This is a genomic window from Sneathiella sp. P13V-1, from assembly GCF_015143595.1.
In the GTDB taxonomy this organism is placed as follows: Bacteria; Pseudomonadota; Alphaproteobacteria; order Sneathiellales; family Sneathiellaceae; genus Sneathiella.
Window position 1 is genome coordinate 977192 of record NZ_WYEU01000001.1, and the last position, 16352, is coordinate 993543.

Annotated in this window: 13 protein-coding genes; 9 read left to right on the top strand and 4 right to left on the bottom strand. The window is 50.6% G+C overall.

The features are described 5' to 3' along the window. Positions 1-35: 35 nt before the first annotated feature. From GUA87_RS04800 to GUA87_RS04820, 5 genes are read left to right on the top strand one after another with little or no spacing between them, the layout of a single operon-like run. A complete protein-coding gene (locus GUA87_RS04800) occupies positions 36-1028 on the top strand; it encodes a TRAP transporter substrate-binding protein (protein ID WP_193715364.1) in 993 nt (330 codons plus the stop codon). Beyond that, on the top strand, positions 1025-1531 hold the full coding sequence (locus GUA87_RS04805; RefSeq protein ID WP_193715365.1) for a TRAP transporter small permease: 507 nt from the start codon (positions 1025-1027) through the stop codon (positions 1529-1531). Before GUA87_RS04800 ends, GUA87_RS04805 begins: the two co-directional genes overlap by 4 nt. After that, positions 1528-2787 (top strand): TRAP transporter large permease, encoded by a 1260-nt coding sequence (locus GUA87_RS04810; RefSeq protein WP_193715366.1) that lies wholly within the window; start codon positions 1528-1530, stop codon positions 2785-2787. The genes GUA87_RS04805 and GUA87_RS04810 overlap by 4 nt, the downstream gene beginning before the upstream one ends. A 6-nt stretch (positions 2788-2793) precedes the next feature. Beyond that, a complete protein-coding gene (locus GUA87_RS04815; RefSeq protein ID WP_193715367.1) occupies positions 2794-4446 on the top strand; it encodes an amidohydrolase in 1653 nt (550 codons plus the stop codon). Between the two features lie 5 nt (positions 4447-4451). Continuing rightward, positions 4452-5285: a GTP-binding protein gene (locus GUA87_RS04820; RefSeq protein ID WP_193715368.1), complete on the top strand. Its 834-nt coding sequence runs from the start codon at positions 4452-4454 to the stop codon at positions 5283-5285. Here GUA87_RS04820 and GUA87_RS04825 read toward each other — a convergent pair. Beyond that, on the bottom strand, positions 5282-6967 hold the full coding sequence (locus GUA87_RS04825) for a FecR domain-containing protein (RefSeq protein ID WP_193715369.1): 1686 nt from the start codon (positions 6965-6967) through the stop codon (positions 5282-5284). The genes GUA87_RS04820 and GUA87_RS04825 overlap by 4 nt on opposite strands. Before the next feature lie 135 nt (positions 6968-7102). After that, the gene (locus tag GUA87_RS04830) at positions 7103-8029 is read right to left on the bottom strand and encodes a bile acid:sodium symporter family protein (RefSeq protein WP_321575871.1); all 927 of its coding nucleotides are present in this window, start codon (positions 8027-8029) and stop codon (positions 7103-7105) included. Positions 8030-8172: 143 nt separating this feature from the next. On the opposite strand from GUA87_RS04830, the gene GUA87_RS04835 reads away from it, so the two are divergent. Together GUA87_RS04835 and GUA87_RS04840 are read left to right on the top strand one after the other, a co-directional pair. Then, complete coding sequence (locus tag GUA87_RS04835) at positions 8173-10122, top strand: ATP-binding protein (RefSeq protein ID WP_193715371.1); 1950 nt, start codon at positions 8173-8175, stop codon at positions 10120-10122. Between the two features lie 179 nt (positions 10123-10301). Then, complete coding sequence (locus GUA87_RS04840) at positions 10302-11012, top strand: DUF6869 domain-containing protein (protein ID WP_193715372.1); 711 nt, start codon at positions 10302-10304, stop codon at positions 11010-11012. Positions 11013-11131: 119 nt separating this feature from the next. On the opposite strand, the gene GUA87_RS04845 is transcribed toward GUA87_RS04840, so the two are convergent. Continuing rightward, the gene (locus GUA87_RS04845; RefSeq protein WP_193715373.1) at positions 11132-11698 is read right to left on the bottom strand and encodes a carboxymuconolactone decarboxylase family protein; all 567 of its coding nucleotides are present in this window, start codon (positions 11696-11698) and stop codon (positions 11132-11134) included. A gap of 81 nt (positions 11699-11779) precedes the next feature. Further along, positions 11780-12364: a TetR/AcrR family transcriptional regulator gene (locus tag GUA87_RS04850; RefSeq protein ID WP_193715374.1), complete on the bottom strand. Its 585-nt coding sequence runs from the start codon at positions 12362-12364 to the stop codon at positions 11780-11782. Positions 12365-12500: 136 nt separating this feature from the next. Here GUA87_RS04850 and GUA87_RS04855 point away from each other — a divergent pair, with 136 nt between their 5' ends. Both GUA87_RS04855 and GUA87_RS04860 read left to right on the top strand, forming a co-directional pair. Further along, positions 12501-13403, top strand: a complete 903-nt coding sequence (locus GUA87_RS04855) for a DMT family transporter (protein ID WP_193715375.1) — start codon at positions 12501-12503, stop codon at positions 13401-13403. Between the two features lie 183 nt (positions 13404-13586). Then, positions 13587-16349: a bifunctional aconitate hydratase 2/2-methylisocitrate dehydratase gene (locus GUA87_RS04860; RefSeq protein WP_193715376.1), complete on the top strand. Its 2763-nt coding sequence runs from the start codon at positions 13587-13589 to the stop codon at positions 16347-16349. Positions 16350-16352 lie beyond the last annotated feature (3 nt).

Genomic DNA, 16352 nt, shown 5'->3' on the forward strand with positions numbered 1-16352 from the left:
TAGTTTATAAAAATAACAATTAAGGGGAGGACAAAATGAAGCGGATTCTAACTGCTACGATCGCAGCCATGGCCCTCACAGCCGGTGTTGCCGAAGCCAAAACCGAGATTAAAGTGGCTTCCATTGCGCCAGAGGGAACACCTTGGATTCAGGCGCTGAAAGACTGGGAGAAAAATGTCGAGACCGCCACAAATGGCGAGATTGATATTGTCATCTATCCAAGTGCACAGCTTGGCAATGAGTTTGATACCTTCAAGCAGGTACAGCGCGGCCGTATTGACGCTGCGTCGATCTCCGGCGGCACGCTCGGCTCTTTTGTGAAAGAAGTGTCCCTGATGTCGACACCTTTCCTGTTTGATAAAACCGAAACGCTGGATTGTGTGTATGACGGCCCGATGGGCAAAAAATTGGCAGATCTTGTCTCAGCAAAAAAAGTGGACCTTCTTCAATGGGGAGAGACCGGTTGGGTTCATATTTATGCCAAAGACAATCTGTCCAATGTTGCCGATGCCAAGGGGTATAAGGTTCGCATTGCGCCTCATGATATGTCCCGGACACTCTGGCAATCTGTTGGGGCAAACGGCACCGAGCTTCCTTATGCGGAGACACCAGCCGCCCTTCAAACGGGTCTTGTAAAAGCCGGCGAATCTGCCGAGATTTCCTTTGTGGCCTTTGGTTTGGGTAAAGTCGCGCCGCATTTGATCATGACCCATCACCTGCATCAGGCGGGCGGTGTAGTGATGAGCCAGAAGACCCTCAAAAAACTCTCTCCTGAGCATCGCAAAATTGTGAAAGAGGGGCTTCCTTCTTTGCAGCAAACCCGCGGAACCATTCGCCAGATGGGTAAAGCCCTTGTGGGCAAATACCAAAAAGCGGGTGGTCCGGTTCATTACCTGAGTGATGACCAACGCAATGCCTGGAAAGACGCTGTTAAACCAAACTGGCCGAAATTTGTGAAAAGCCTGGGCAGCGGAGCCGAAGCCTTGTGGCCTGATCTTCTTAAAGCGAAGAAGAACTGCGGGGCATGACCACTGTATCCGGTCCGGGCCGGTTTCTACACGGATTATTTCGTGTAGAAGCCGCCCTGGCAATGGCTGGGTACACGGTTATTGCCTGCCTTTTAATTGTAGATGTGAGTTTGCGTGAAACGCTGGAGACCTCCATTTACGGGGCGCAGCGTATTTCCGTCTATATCATGATTATCACAGGGTTTCTGGGGCTTGGCCTTGCGGCTGCGCAAGGGCGGCATTTGCGTCCGCGTTTTGCCGACGGGTTAATACCGGCTGCGTTTGCACGAGCAGTGACCCGCCTTGGGGATCTGGTGATGACGGCTGTCTTTTTCTTCTTCGCCTGGCTTGGCGTCCGATTTGTTCTGGATGCCCATAGCTACGGCGATATGGCGATGGTTATTGATATCCCCCTCTGGATTTTACACCTGATTGTGCCATGGGCCTTTGCCTCAACAGGGCTTCGATATCTCATGTTTGCTCTCTTCCCCCGCCTCCGGCCTGAGGAGGTCAGCTCCGAATGATTTATGCCCTGATTTTACTTTTGATGACCGTGACGCTTCTGGCGATCCGGGTCAATCTGGTGGTTGTCCTGCTGCTGGTCGGCTCCTTTATCCATATCGTCTGGGGGGAAGGGGAGCTTCTCTACATCATCGAAGATATGTGGATTGCCCTCGATAAAGAGGTGCTTCTGTCCATCCCGTTATTCCTGATCTGCGGGGCCGTCATGGGGCGCGGGGCCATTGCGGCGCGCCTGATTGAAATCATGTCGGCGCTGACGGCACCGCTGCCGGGTGGCCTCGCCATTGCAACGGTGATGACCTGTGCTGTATTTGCGGCTATTTCCGGCTCCTCCGCCGTGACACTGATCGCTGTGGGATCCATTGCTTATCCTGCCTTGTTGCAGCAGGGATATGACAAGAAATTCTCGTTAGGGGCGCTGGCGTCCAGCGGGACATTGGGGGTTATTATTCCTCCGTCCATTCCGATGATCCTCTATGGAATTGCCACGGAAACCTCAATCATTGATCTGTTCACGGCTGGTATTCTGCCGGGGCTTTTATTGATGGGGTTGATCGCCACTTATGCGCTGTTTCGTAATATCAAGATGCCACGGCAGGCCTTTTCTTTCTCAAGGCTAGGGGCCGCGCTCCGTTCCGGTATCTGGTCCATGTTGATGCCGGTCATTCTGCTGGGTGGTATCTACAGTGGGTATTTCTCCCCTACGGAATCTGCGGCGGTTGCGCTAGCCTACGCCATCATTATCGAAGTGTTGGTCCACCGTGAGTTAGGCCTTTCTGACCTAAAATTCATTGCGACTGACACCTCCACCATGATGGGGATAATTTTTCCGGTGCTGGCCATTGCACTCAGCGTCAATATTCTGCTGACGACCCATCAGGCCCCGGCCATGCTTGCCGATTGGGTAGGCGGATTTATTGACAGTAAGGTGACTTTCCTTCTGGCGGTAAATATCTTGCTGCTGATTGTTGGTTGTGTGATGGATATGGTCTCTGCCATCCTGATTTTGGCGCCCATTCTACTCGCCCTTGGTCGGAACTACGGCATTGATCCGGTGCACTTGGGGATCATCATGACCGTTAATCTGGAAATCGGTCTTTTGACGCCGCCTGTGGGGATCAACCTGATCGTGGCCATGACGGCTTTTCGTGAAAATTTCGGTCTCATTACCCGCGCTGTCATTCCGTACATCCTGATGATGATCATTGGGCTGTTGATTATCTCCTTCGTTCCTGAACTCTCACTTTCCTTGCTATAGGTTATCATGTCTCAAATAACTGTATTTAAAGCCCGCCGTATTCACACGATGAGCAAATCCAACCCTGTCGCAGATGCCGTCGCAGTTCGTGACGGCATGATCCTGGAAGCGGGTAAGTTTGAAGATCTTGAGCCCTGGCTGGAAGGGCAAGATCACGTCGTGGATGAGCAGTTTTCCGATAAAATCCTGTTTCCGGGTTTTATTGATCCCCATTTGCACCCGTCATTGGGGGCGATCATTCTGCCTTGTGCTTTTGTGACGGCATTTGAGTGGGATCTGGGCGGTAACCGAAAAATTCCGGCGACCCGCGGAAAGCAGGAATGGCTGGATCAGGCGGCGAAGGAATTTGAGGAAAGAGATAAATCCCAGCCGATTTTCGTGCTTTATGGATATCATCGCACCTGGCATGGTCAGATCGGCCGACATGAGCTGAATGAAATCTCATCTGATGCACCGATTATCAGCTGGCACCGTTCCTGCCACGAAGTGATCCTCAATGATGCGGCGATTAATCTATTGCAGATCGACCGGGAGGTGATGAAAAACCATCCGCAAATCGATGAAGAGAACGGCGTCTTTTTCGAAAGTGGGTCCATGGTGGCCGTGGGTGCCCTTCGTCCTTATCTGTTCTCCCCAGACTGGTTTATGAAGGGCCTTGAAGACTTGAAAACCCTCATTCAAGCGGGTGGTCACACCACTGTGGGTGACATGGCGTGGGGGATTTTTGATTTCGAAGCGGAATGGGCGGCCTATTCTCATATTATTGAAGAAGCTGAAGCCCCCCTTCGGGTTCAACTGATCCCGCGCGGTATTCCTGAAGCGGAGCTGAGCGGAGATCCCAAAGAAGCTCTTCAAAAAATCGAGGAACTCTCTGACCGTGGAAGCCACCGGCTGTTCTTTGATAAGCATGTGAAGCTCTTTACCGACGGGGCGTTTTTCTCTGAACTGATGCAGTTGCAGGAGCCGGGCTTTATTGATGGGCATCACGGCGAGTGGCTAACCCCGCCAGAGCAGTTTGAGGCAGCGGCCCGTGCCTACTGGAATGAAGGGTACCGCATTCACGTACATTGTACAGGCAGCTTGGGGGTCGAGCTTGCCGTCGATGTGCTGGAGAAGCTGCAATTTGAACGCCCCCGCTTTGACCATCGTTTCACCATCGAACATTTCGGTGTGTCAACGGAGGAACAGGTGGGGCGCATCAAGGCCTTGGGCGGTCTCGTCTCAGCCAACGTATATTATGTTCATGAGCTGGGAGAGGCCTATTGGAAGCACAGTATTGGGCACGAGCGGGCAAGTCAGATGTCTCGGCTTGGCAGTCTTGCCCGTGCTGATATGCCCTTTACTGTGCATTCTGATTTTCCGCTGGCCCCTGCGCGGCCATTGACCAATGCGTGGGTCGCCGTCAACCGGATCGCAGAATCCGGGGTTGTTTTTGGACCGGAAGAGCGGGTTTCTGTTGACGATGCCATGCGGGCCATCACCATTCATGCCGCTTATATTCTGGGGCAGGAAGACCGGATCGGTTCCATCCGGTCGGGTAAAGCGGCTGATTTCACTGTGTTGGACGAAGATCCTTATGAAGTGGACCCGATCACCCTCAAAGACATTCGTATTCATGCCACCGTCTTTGAAGGCAAAACGGTTCTGTGTGAAAGATAGTTTTCATGACACCGGTTTGCATCATAAGCGGCTATCTTGGAGCGGGAAAAACCACCCTTATTCAGGAGTTCCTCGAAAATCCGGGACCATGGCGGGCTTGCGTGCTGGTCAATGATTTTGGAAAAATCAATCTTGATGCCGCGCTGATCGCAGAAACCGGGGCCGATACCATTGCCCTGACAAATGGCTGTGCCTGTTGTTCCATTGGGGATGATTTGCTGGCAGCGGTTCAAAAAGTGATGGCGGGACCCGCGGAATATGATCTGATCATCGTGGAGGCGAGCGGTGTTGCACAGCCTGGACGGTTAAAGATGCTGGTGGCGGGTGCCAAAAGGACGAAACCTGCCCGCTGTTTGACGGTTGTTAATTTGAGCAAAGCCAAGGCGCTGTCACAGGACAAATTCGTGGGCCGGCTTTTCAAGCAGCAGGCAGATCAGGCCGATGGCTTTTATCTTAACAGAGGCGCAGATACAGGGGACCTTCTGCCCCTTGATAAGCCCCGATTTACCTCCTTGATTGATTTCCTTGCCTTTGAAGCTTTGCCTGATGCTGGAGGGGTTGATGGGGACATGGACACAGGTGTTTCCCCTCTTTTCCGGCAGGAATTTGTCTCCCTTGAAGAGGGAATGAGTGAAGCAGACTTCAATAAATGGTGTGAAAACTTGCCGTCAAATGTTCATCGTGCAAAAGGGTACGTGACCCTGTTAAGCGAAGAGAGACAACTAAAAACTGTAAAAGTGGATTTGGTTCAAGGGCATCTCAGCACTGTTCTCACTGAACGACTTCCAGTGGGGCAGTGCGGTGGTCTTGTTTTGATTTCGGTTGCAGGCGCTGCTTAAGGCGGGGAGGTGACTATGATGTCTGTAGCGGCGACGGTGCTGTCACTTGTTTCAGCGATCACCACATATCCGGGGGAAGAGGAATCATCTTCGTAGTAAACTGTATTGTTTCCAAAGATGATGGTGCCTGCTGTAATAACACCTGCATTGGTACCATCATAGGCAGCCCCCCCAATATCAATAAAGTCTGTTCCCGGGTTATAGACCCCTGAAAAAGTGAAGGTTGCCCCATCCAGTTTGATTTTGTCCGTGCCACTTGCAAAATCATCTATCTGATCCACTAAACCGAGGGAGGCGATTGAATCCGTCATATGGACATAGGCTTCGGAAAAGCTGCTATAGTTAAAAACATCGTCTCCGACACCACCGATTAACAGATCTGTTCCTGTACCGCCGATAAGGGTGTCATGTCCGCCTCCACCGTAAAGCGTGTCATTTCCGCCTGTGCCGAGAAGGGCATCATCTCCCCCCAATCCGTTAAGAATGTTATCTCCATTGGTTCCCATCAGGTAATCATCACCGGGCGTTCCGTTTAAGATATGCAGGAGGCTTTCTGTATGGGGATTATCCTTTCTGGGTGTCAACGGGCCTTCTGTCAGGTCCAGAATCGCGGTGAATTTGTCAATATCCAGATCACCTGGATTATTGGGAAGGAATTCTTCGTCACTGACGACATCCAGAAAATCATCTTCAAAAGCCCGGTCCAATGGCGCCGGTTCTCCTTCGGGAGCTTGATCAGGAGAAAGTGACCGTTCTTCCTCCTCCTGTTCATGTTCGCGTCTTTCTTCTTCGGTCGTATCCCGCTTTTCAAGGGTACGTCTCTGAGCTTCAAACAGAGTCGGATATTTGGTTTTGATCACTTCGATCAAAAGGTCGGTGACGGGGGAGAAGCCCATTTCCCCAAGGGTGACAAGCTGTCCGATGTTTAAAAGAACCTCAGAATCCCCTCGGATCACGGCAACGGATCCATCAATCACAGAAATGGTCGTGCTGCCATCGCCTCTGACATCTACGACAAATTCTGTCCCGCGAATACCGATGGAACCGTATGGGACTTTAAGGCTTACATCACTGTAGTCATTTTTCGCAATTTTGCCGGAGACAAAGGAGAAAGCGCCTTTCAAAAAAGAGACTCCCAATGACCCATCAGAGCCGGAAGAATCATAAGCAAATTCATCGATTACCATACGGGAATTTGTACCAACGGTAAGAGTTGTTTGATCCTTAAAAACAATCCCTACAATGCCGCCAGGACCCGTCTCAATAACATCATCCGCAAAAACGGCTTGGCCCGCTTCCAGCAGCTCACTGACGCCATTTGCATGTTGAACTGTGGCCTGACCGGACAGGCTTTCGACCGTTCCGATGGGTACTCCCGATTCAGTTGACGCAGGAGTGTTTTGCGCAACCAGGCCGGGGCCTGCAAGTTTTGCGACAATGTTGCCATCCAGACCAGCGCCCCATTGATTGGCAATTCGGGGGAGGGTGCTTTCGCCAAAATAATCCTGAACTACAATTTCAGTGCTAAGCTCATCCCGGATTATCAGATCCGTCCCGCGTCTGAAATAGGACGCGTCAGCAAGAAAGGCTTCATGGGGGACATGAACAGGGTCACCTACCTGATATACGAGGGTTTGAGACGTGCCCGCCTCGCCCTGCGTTTCGTAAGTTCTAATACTCATTTAATCTACAAAAACTCGATAGGTCCCGAATGACATTTCATATGATTGCAAATTATCATTCCAATAATTTACAACAGGTAAATCCTCGCAAAAATTGCGATTTGATTTCTAATCAAATTTGAGAATACGTCAAGCCTACGTCTGTTGCTTTTTAGCAATGAAAAGATAGACAATTGCGGTCGCAAACATAAGCAAACCATAGATACCACCCGGTACCATCATTGTTTTATTGCCGATAAGCGTGGCGGCGACAAAAATGGCGAGCGTTCCGTTCTGCAACCCACATTCGAAGGTGATGGCAACCCGTTGCTTGATCCCCATGCCTGCAATGCGTGCAAGAAAGGCTGCAAAAACCATCATAACGATATTAAGTGCAAGGGTCACTGGACCTGCCTGAATGAAGTAATCAATGATGTTCTCCCGCTCGCTTGCGACAGCCCCGATGATGATCACAACGAACAGTACTGTGGCGATATTTCGGGCGATGGGCTCAAAACTTTTGGCAAAGCGGTCGGTAAATTTTTTGACCAGCATCCCAATGACCACCGGAACCGTAGTGATCAGGAAGACCCCGATAATGGTTTTGCCAACGGGCAATTCCGGTGCTGTGGACGCATCCATAAAATGCAGGATGGAGAAACTGACGATAAAGGGCAGGGTGACGACCGCGAGCAGACTGATCACCGCGGTGAGCGAGACGGATAAGGCGGTATCGCCGCGGGCAAGATAGGTCATCAGGTTGGACGTGACCCCACCGGGACAGGCGGCGATAATCATCACCCCCACAGCCAGAACCGGATCGATGGTCCAGACCGACAGCATGCCAAAGGCCACAAGAGGCAGGACCACCACCTGACTGATGGCGCCTACGATAAAGTCTTTGGGCTGGACAATGACACGTTTGAAATCATCAAGGGTCAGCTCCAGCCCCATGGAAAACATGATAAAGGCAAGCGATAGCGGCAGGAAAACCTGCGTGATGATATTTGTCTCTTCCATAATCCCCCCAAAAAGAAACCAGTCCCTGAAAGCGACGATAGCGGTCAAATAAGAAGAAGGCAATTTAAGCTGTGACTGGAATGTGTTTTTGGTGCAGTCGATAGTACTAAATTAACAAAATGAAATTATACTCATATATTAGCAATGCAGATGCGATATCTGCTCTCGATTGTTGGATTTGTTACTAGCATCAACCGGATTTCTTAATGGCGTTATTGTATTTCGTTTATGGCTTGTCCTTTTTCACACTTGGGCTTGTCCTTTTCGTGCGGGATATGCCCAGTAATCTGGTGCGTATGAATGTCACGCTGCGTTATCTGGGTGTCTTTGGGCTGCTCCACGGTTTCAATGAATGGCAGATCATGCTCCGGATTAATGGGGGTTTTGACGCCTGGGAAATTCTCTATTCTCCCGCCCTTACGAGCTTGGTAAGTGGCGTTTCCTTTCTGTTTCTGCTGCTTTCAGGATTGTCTGGATATTGGCTTACCCGCATTTTTGGTGACAGGCCTTTAAAATGGGTCTGGTTTGTCATTGCCGTGACATGGCTGCTGATGTATGTGGCGGCGCTCTCTGGCACGTTGGAGTTCAGATATGTGGATTTCGCGGCGAGATGGCTGGCCGGTGGCCCGGGCGCGTTTTTCGTGGCGGTGTCTTTTTACACTATGGGGATTACAAAGCTCAAAATCATCCCAAAAGAGCGTAAAGAGGACGAGGATGAGGTGATCCGCATCAAGTTTCCTGAGCGTCTTTCAAGGGTGTTTATCATCGCGTCGGTCGCCATATGCTCTTACGGCATCTTCACATTGATCGGACCGAAACTGCCTGTTTTGCCTTTTTCCCATTTTAACCAGGAAATGTTCTATGAGCTGTTCGGCTTCCCCGTTCAGGGCTTAAGGACGGTGTCCGCCTTTGTTCTGGCCATCACCATGTTCCTGTGTTTTCGGCGCTTCCAGATCGTCGATCAGCGCAATATGGAGGCCATGGTCACCCAAAGAACACGTCAGCTTTTGAAAAGTGAAACCCTGCTGCGTCACGCCCAGAAGATGGAGGCGGTGGGCCAGCTCACCGGTGGGGTCAGCCACGATTTCAACAATATCCTTGGTGTCATTCAGGGAAATGCGGAGCTTCTGTCGGAATCAGAAGAGATTAAAAGCGACAGAACAAGAAATATGCTGGACGCTATCGTTAAAGCCTCGGCGCGGGGGGCGGATCTTACGCAGAACCTGCTGGCCTTCTCCCGAAAACAGGAACTGAGCCCCGAAAGCGTCCGCATTGACGAGCAGGTGCGCGGCACCATCCATATTCTGCAACGTACCTTGGGGGAGAATATCGATCTTACCGTCGCCACTGATGAGGATCTGTGGAATTGTATCGTGGATCCCGGGCAACTGGATAACGCCCTTCTTAATCTGGCGATTAACGCGCGGGATGCCATGAAGGACGGGGGCAAGCTCACCATTGAAATTCGAAACGCGGTTCTGGATGATGAATATGCCGCCGCCCAGACGGAACTGGACCCCGGTGAATATGTGGTCATCGCCGTCAGTGACACCGGCAGCGGGATCGGCAAAGGCGACTTGCAGCGGGTGTTTGAACCTTTCTTCACCACCAAGGAAGTGGGCAAAGGCACTGGGCTTGGCCTTAGCATGATTTACGGTTTCGCCAAACAATCAGGCGGCCATGTAAACATCTATTCTGAGGCCGGAAGCGGCACCACGGTGCGTCTCTACCTGCCAAGATCCATGGAAAATGCCCCCTCATCCGAAGTTGAAAAAGGCATTGCCGTCACCGGGGATGAGATCATCCTGATTGTGGAAGATGATCCTGACATGCGCACCCTGACCGTTGCCCTGGTCAGCAGTCTTGGCTATCAGGTGAGGGAGGCGAAAGACGCCAACGCCGCGCTGATCAGCCTTGATAAGGAAGGCCCCGTAAATCTGTTGCTCACCGATGTGATTTTACCCGGTGGCCTGAACGGGCCGCAACTTGCCGACATTGTCGCCGAAAAATTCCCTTATATCTCGACCCTCTTTATGTCCGGCTATACCGAACAGGCCTTTATCGGCAGCAATCTGGCAGACCGCCACAGCATGCTCCTCCAAAAACCCTTCTCCCGCTCCGACCTCTCCAGCAAAATCCGAATGGCGTTGCAGTAGGGTTAGATCTTAAATTTCAGTCGAGATCACACCAACTAGACTGATATCGCAAAACCTAATCAACTTATGATATGGTTTTCGAAATTGTAGAACTAGTTCGTGAGTTGATTATGAAATATGATCAAGACTTCCAGCTTCACTTATACTCTTTGGAAATAAACTATCATGTGGATAGCATCGTGGATGCGGCAATGGGCCTGTTTCCTGCGGCGATCGAGTTGGAAGGTTTAAGTTATGAGCCGCCTTACAATGAGATTTACGCGGATCTTGAAGGTGTTATTGGGGAGGCTTTTAAGGCTGCGACAAATGAAGAAAGACGTCGCTACCTTCAGATATTGAATGTGGCTACTTGGGCAGTATTTCAGGCTATAGTTAGCGAAAGCAGAATCTTTTCTGACAAGGCAAGAACAATCCATGTGAATTCAATAAACAAGGAAACAATCCGGCAGTTGTTTTTGGATAAGATGTTTGAGGATTCAAATGAGCTTGCTGTGAAACTAATACTAGAGAGGGATCGAGAGAAAGTCCTAATTAATGCGTGGATTGGATATCATCAAACTGGCAGAGAACCTGCTGAAGATGATCCCTTGTTTTGGGCATGTGAGGAGCTTTTTACAGTAGCGCAAGAAGCTCCTGATAGAGCAATTGATCTTATTTCGAAAATCTGTGCAGAGGCGGAAAGTGAAAAGGTTCTTGCTAATCTTGGCGCTGGCCCAACTGAAGACCTTCTAGTTTACAACGGTAATCAAGTCGCCGATCAGGTCGCGGATAAAGCAAGACAAGATCCAAAATTTGCAAGAATGCTCTCCAATGTGTGGGGAGACGGTATTGATAAAGAAGTGTGGGATAAAATCCGCCCACTTTTGAAATTTGAAAATTCTGGCAATTGATTTCCTAACTCACACAAAGCGTCGTCCATAATTGCGTAAATAGTTACAGATCAGCGATCGCACAATACAGGACCCGGTGAGAGACAGAGGGAAAATCTACCGGGTCCTGTTGCTGGAGCTTAGCTGGCTTTGGCGAGCTCGGGGCTCCAGGCGTTGGCTTTGAAAGCGTCGTCGAGGTCTGTGCCGGCCACATGGTTGGTGTAGTTGGACAGGACTTTAAGCGCGGTGCCGAGGATCACTTCCAGAACCGTTTGCTGGCTGTAACCGGCGGCGATGAAGGCATCCACCTGTTCGTTTGTCGGCCAGCCGCGGGTTTCCACGATAATGGCAGCAAAAGTGCGCAGGGCTTCCAGTTTTGGATCACTGATCGGCGTGTCTGTACGAAGCGCTTCGATCACGTCAGCCGGCACATTGGACATCTGGGAAATGGTTGTGTGTGCGGCCATGCAGTAGGTGCAGCCGTTCAGGCGGTTGTTTGTCATCAGGACAACCTGACGTTCTGTTGGGGTCAGGCTAGATTTATCAAGGATGCCAGACAGGGTCAGGTAGGCTTCCAGAATGGTTGGGGCTTCGGCCATATTCCGATACAGGTTTGGCAAAAATCCATAAGCCTTTTCTGCGCCTTCCAGCAGAGGTTTTGCAGCTTCAGGGGCAGATTCGATTGTGTGGCTTTTAAAGTCAGTCATGTAAGAGTTCCATTGTTTGTAACGATCGGTATAAACTCATGTAAGTGTTTAAACCGATCGTTCAAGACCCTTCTGTAAAATTTATGGAGTGATGAGTTTTAAGGCCTGATTGCTGAGGGTTGTCAGACCATCACGGTCAAAAACGCCCCGCGCCAGAACACGGATACTGACGATATAGCTGAGCAGCGCCGCCGCCGTGGATTTCATATCAAAGGATTTAGGGAGTGCGCCGCTCTCCACCGCTTTTTCAAGCTGATGGAAGAAGAAATTTTCAAAATCTTCCATGGCTTCCTTGACCAGTTTCTGCACATCTTCGTCATGGTTGGGAAGGTCAAGCGCCGTATTGACGAGCAGGCATCCGCTTTGGGTCTGATCAGTCATGCTTTCTTCGACCAGCCCGGTGAATAACAGCCGAATGGCTTCCAGCGGGTCTTCCATCGCTGAGAGTTTCGTCAGCATGGCCCGGCGTTTTTCCCGGTCATATTTATCCAGCGCCCGAAGGAACAGCGCCTTTTTACTGCCATAGGCGTTATAGATGCTGCCTTTATTGAGCTTCATGGCGTGGGAGAGATCGGTGATAGACGTGGCCTTATAACCCTTGGCCTTGAACACTCCCATGGCCAGATCCACGGCTTCTTCTACATCAAAATCCTTTTCCCAAGGCATTGAACATCTCCATTTGCGCTTACCCAATAGATAACAGTTTTGACCGAATGTTCAATACAATGGGGGGTGATCTCTTCCCTAAATGAGAAAGCCCCGCTAACATGACGGGATAATTTGCCTCAATAAGGATAATAAAATGCAGGCTGACGACGGATCAGGGGGGCGGGCTTGGCCCAAGGCAGGGGATCTCTATTTGATCGCGTCTGTCTTTGCGTGGGGGGTGAATTTCCCGATTGCAAAATTGGTGCTGGACTATATGCCGCCGCTGGTTTTCTCCGCGAGCCGATATTTTGCTGCCTCCGCCTTTCTATTTGCCCTGCTGGCTTTAAGAGGCGACTCATTGAAAATCACTATGACCGAAGCGGTGAGGCTGTTTGGGATTGGCCTGTTGGGGATTGCCTTATTCCAAGGGGGCTGGGCCTATGGGCTAAGCCTCACGTCGGCATCGAAAGCGTCCATTCTGGTGGCAACTTCGCCTGTCTTTGCCATCTTTATCGTGACGGTGATGGGGGAGAAGACCAGCCTTAAAGCCTGGCTTGGTGTGTTTGTCTCCCTCTTCGGGGTGGCGATTATCATCAATAACTCATTCAGTGAAATCACCATTGGCGGCGGAAGCCTGATCGGGGATTTGCTGATCATTGGCGCGGCGGCGGTTTGGGCCATCTATACGGTGGTGTCCGGCCCCATGGTGCAACAGAAGGGGCCACTATTGGTGACGGCGTGGGCCATGTTGTTTGGCGCCTGTATCCTGACGGCGGTGGACTTTAATGCTATTGCCGCACAGCAATGGACGGCAATCCCGACAAAGGGCTGGATTGCCTGGTCCATGACGGCCTTGTTGGGCGCGGCGTTGGCGTTCGTCTGGTATTGCTCCGGCATTGTTCGTCTGGGCGTGGCGCGGGGCATGGCCTACAGCTTCTTGATCCCCATTATTGCCATTGCCACATCGATCCTGTTTTTTGAAGAAACCATGACCTGGATACAAATCGCCGGGGTTGCAGTTGTCATGGGCGGGATCCAAATGGCCAGAAAAAACTGAAATAACGTGACGAGCTTGGTTGACAGGTAGAAATTCGCGGGTATTCCCCGCTGAAAAGGTGGAAAAATCTTGCATGCGCAGGTGGGATAAACTACTACTGCGCACAGCAAGCTTTTCCCGGCCTGCCAGAGCCTTCTGCCACCCGGTGTTAAGCCCCATCATTATTATAACGTCGGGACAGTCATGAGCTATTATACAGATTACCTGAACGAGATCGAAACTCGCAAAACAGAAGGGTTGCACCCCAAACCAATCGAAGATGGTGCACTTGTCGCAGAGATCATCTCTAACATCCAAGATGCCAATAGCGAACATCGCGAAGCGTCCCTTAACTTCTTCATCTATAACACACTACCCGGCACAACAAGCGCCGCGGGTGTGAAAGCGGATTTCCTGAAAGACATCATTCTGGGTGCCGCCAAAGTAGAAGAGATTACGCCAGACTTTGCGTTTGAGCTTCTCTCCCACATGAAGGGTGGTCCTTCTGTTGGTGTTCTGCTTGATCTGGCGCTGGGTGACGATGCGGCGATTGCTGGTCAGGCTGCTGACGTTCTGAAAACTCAGGTGTTCCTGTATGAAGCGGACACAGATCGTCTGAAAGACGCATATGAAGCTGGTAACGCGGTTGCCAAAGACATTCTGGAAAGCTACGCAGCCGCTGAGTTCTTCACAAAACTTCCTGATGTGGACGAAGAAATTAAAGTGGTTACCTATATTGCCGCTGAAGGTGATATTTCCACTGACTTGCTGTCTCCAGGTAACCAGGCGCATTCCCGCTCTGACCGTGAGTTGCATGGTAAGTGCCTGATCACAGAAGAAGCACAGGCTGAAATCACAGCGCTTAAAGAAGCGCACCCAGATGCTAGCGTTATGCTGATTGCCGAAAAAGGCACCATGGGTGTGGGATCATCCCGTATGTCCGGTGTGAACAATGTGGCACTTTGGACAGGTAAGCAGGCCAGCCCCTATGTTCCGTTTGTGAACATTGCCCCGATTGTTGCGGGTACGAACGGCATTTCCCCGATCTTCCAGACAACTGTTGGTGTGACCGGTGGTATCGGACTTGACCTTAAAAACTGGGTGAAGAAAACAGATGCAGACGGAAACACTGTTTTGAATGAAAATGGTGATCCAGTTCTGGAGCAGGCTTATTCTGTTGAGACAGGCACCGTTCTGACCATCAACACAAAAACCAAGAAACTTTACAACGGTGATAAAGAGCTGGTGGATATTTCCTCCGCCCTTACACCGCAGAAAGTTGAGTTTATCAAAGCGGGCGGCTCTTACGCTATTGTCTTTGGTAAGAAGCTGCAGAATTTTGCTGCTGAAACACTTGGTGTGGATGTCACACCTGTCTTTGCACCTTCCAAAGAAATCTCTCACGAAGGTCAGGGCCTCACAGCCGTTGAGAAAATCTTCAACAAGAACGCCGTGGGTGTTGCAGGCGGTAAAACACTGCACGCCGGTTCCGACGTTCGTGTGAAAGTGAACATCGTTGGCTCTCAGGATACAACAGGCCTGATGACATCTCAGGAACTGGAAGCCATGGCGGCGACCGTTATTTCCCCAACAGTGGACGGTGCCTATCAGTCCGGCTGTCACACAGCGTCTGTTTGGGATTCCAAAGCGCAGACAAATATTCCAAAACTCATGAGCTTCATGAACCGTTTTGGTCTGATCACTGCGCGCGATCCAAAAGGCAAATATCACGCCATGACAGACGTGATCCACAAAGTGCTGAACGACATCACTGTGGATGACTGGGCGATCATTATCGGTGGTGACTCTCACACCCGTATGTCCAAAGGTGTGGCCTTCGGTGCCGATAGTGGTACGGTTGCGCTGGCCCTTGCCACAGGTGAGGCGACAATGCCAATTCCTGAATCTGTGAAAGTGACCTTTAAAGGCCACATGAAGCCTTACATGGATTTCCGTGATGTTGTGCATGCAACACAGGCGCAGATGTTGAAACAGTTCGGCGAAAACGTCTTCCAGGGCCGCATCATCGAAGTTCACATCGGCACATTGCTGGCGGACCAGGCCTTTACATTCACTGACTGGACTGCGGAAATGAAGGCGAAAGCCTCCATCTGTATTTCTGAAGATGCAACGCTGATTGAATCTCTGGAAATTGCGAAAAGCCGCATTCAGATCATGATCGACAAGGGTATGGAAAATGAAGCCAAAACCCTGCAGGGTCTGATCGATAAAGCGAATGCACGTATCGCAGAGATCAAATCTGGTGAGAAACCAGCTTTGAGACCAGATGATAACGCGAAATACTACGCCGAAGTTGTTGTGGATCTGGACATCATTGATGAGCCAATGATCGCCGACCCAGACGTAAACAACCCGGATGTATCCAAGCGTTATACTCACGATACAATTCGTCCGGTTTCCTACTACGGTGGTGACAAGAAGGTTGATCTTGGCTTTATCGGCTCCTGCATGGTCCATAAAGGCGACATGATCATTCTGTCTCAGATGCTTCAGAATCTTGAGAAAATCCACGGTGAAGTGAAGTTCAACGCGCCGCTTGTTGTGGCCCCTCCAACCTACAACATTGTGGATGAGCTGAAAGCGGAAGGCCGTTGGGAAACTCTGCAGAAATATGCTGGTTTCGAATTTGACGATGCAAATCCGAAAACAACCGCCCGTAAAGAATATGACAATATTCTGTATCTTGAGCGTCCAGGCTGTAACCTCTGCATGGGTAACCAGGAAAAAGCGGAAAAAGGTGACACTGTAATGGCGACATCTACTCGCTTGTTCCAGGGCCGCGTTGTGGAAGACACTGACGAGAAGAAGGGCGAGTCTCTGCTGGCCTCTACTCCAGTTGTGGTTCTCTCTACTATCCTCGGCCGGACACCAAATATGGATGAATATAAAGCCGCTGTTGAAGGTATTGATCTGACTAAGTTCACACCGTCAACAATGCAACACTAAGCC

Excerpts from the sequence above, each read along its gene's own strand:
- GUA87_RS04800 (WP_193715364.1), top strand. The coding sequence starts at position 36 with ATGAAGCGGATTCTAACTGCTACGATCGCAGCCATGGCCCTCACAGCC.
- GUA87_RS04805 (WP_193715365.1), top strand. The coding sequence starts at position 1,025 with ATGACCACTGTATCCGGTCCGGGCCGGTTTCTACACGGATTATTTCGT.
- GUA87_RS04810 (WP_193715366.1), top strand. The coding sequence starts at position 1,528 with ATGATTTATGCCCTGATTTTACTTTTGATGACCGTGACGCTTCTGGCG.
- GUA87_RS04815 (WP_193715367.1), top strand. The coding sequence starts at position 2,794 with ATGTCTCAAATAACTGTATTTAAAGCCCGCCGTATTCACACGATGAGC.
- GUA87_RS04820 (WP_193715368.1), top strand. The coding sequence starts at position 4,452 with ATGACACCGGTTTGCATCATAAGCGGCTATCTTGGAGCGGGAAAAACC.
- GUA87_RS04825 (WP_193715369.1), bottom strand. The coding sequence starts at position 6,967 with ATGAGTATTAGAACTTACGAAACGCAGGGCGAGGCGGGCACGTCTCAA.
- GUA87_RS04835 (WP_193715371.1), top strand. The coding sequence starts at position 8,173 with ATGGCGTTATTGTATTTCGTTTATGGCTTGTCCTTTTTCACACTTGGG.
- GUA87_RS04845 (WP_193715373.1), bottom strand. The coding sequence starts at position 11,698 with ATGACTGACTTTAAAAGCCACACAATCGAATCTGCCCCTGAAGCTGCA.
- GUA87_RS04850 (WP_193715374.1), bottom strand. The coding sequence starts at position 12,364 with ATGCCTTGGGAAAAGGATTTTGATGTAGAAGAAGCCGTGGATCTGGCC.
- GUA87_RS04855 (WP_193715375.1), top strand. The coding sequence starts at position 12,501 with ATGCAGGCTGACGACGGATCAGGGGGGCGGGCTTGGCCCAAGGCAGGG.
- GUA87_RS04860 (WP_193715376.1), top strand. The coding sequence starts at position 13,587 with ATGAGCTATTATACAGATTACCTGAACGAGATCGAAACTCGCAAAACA.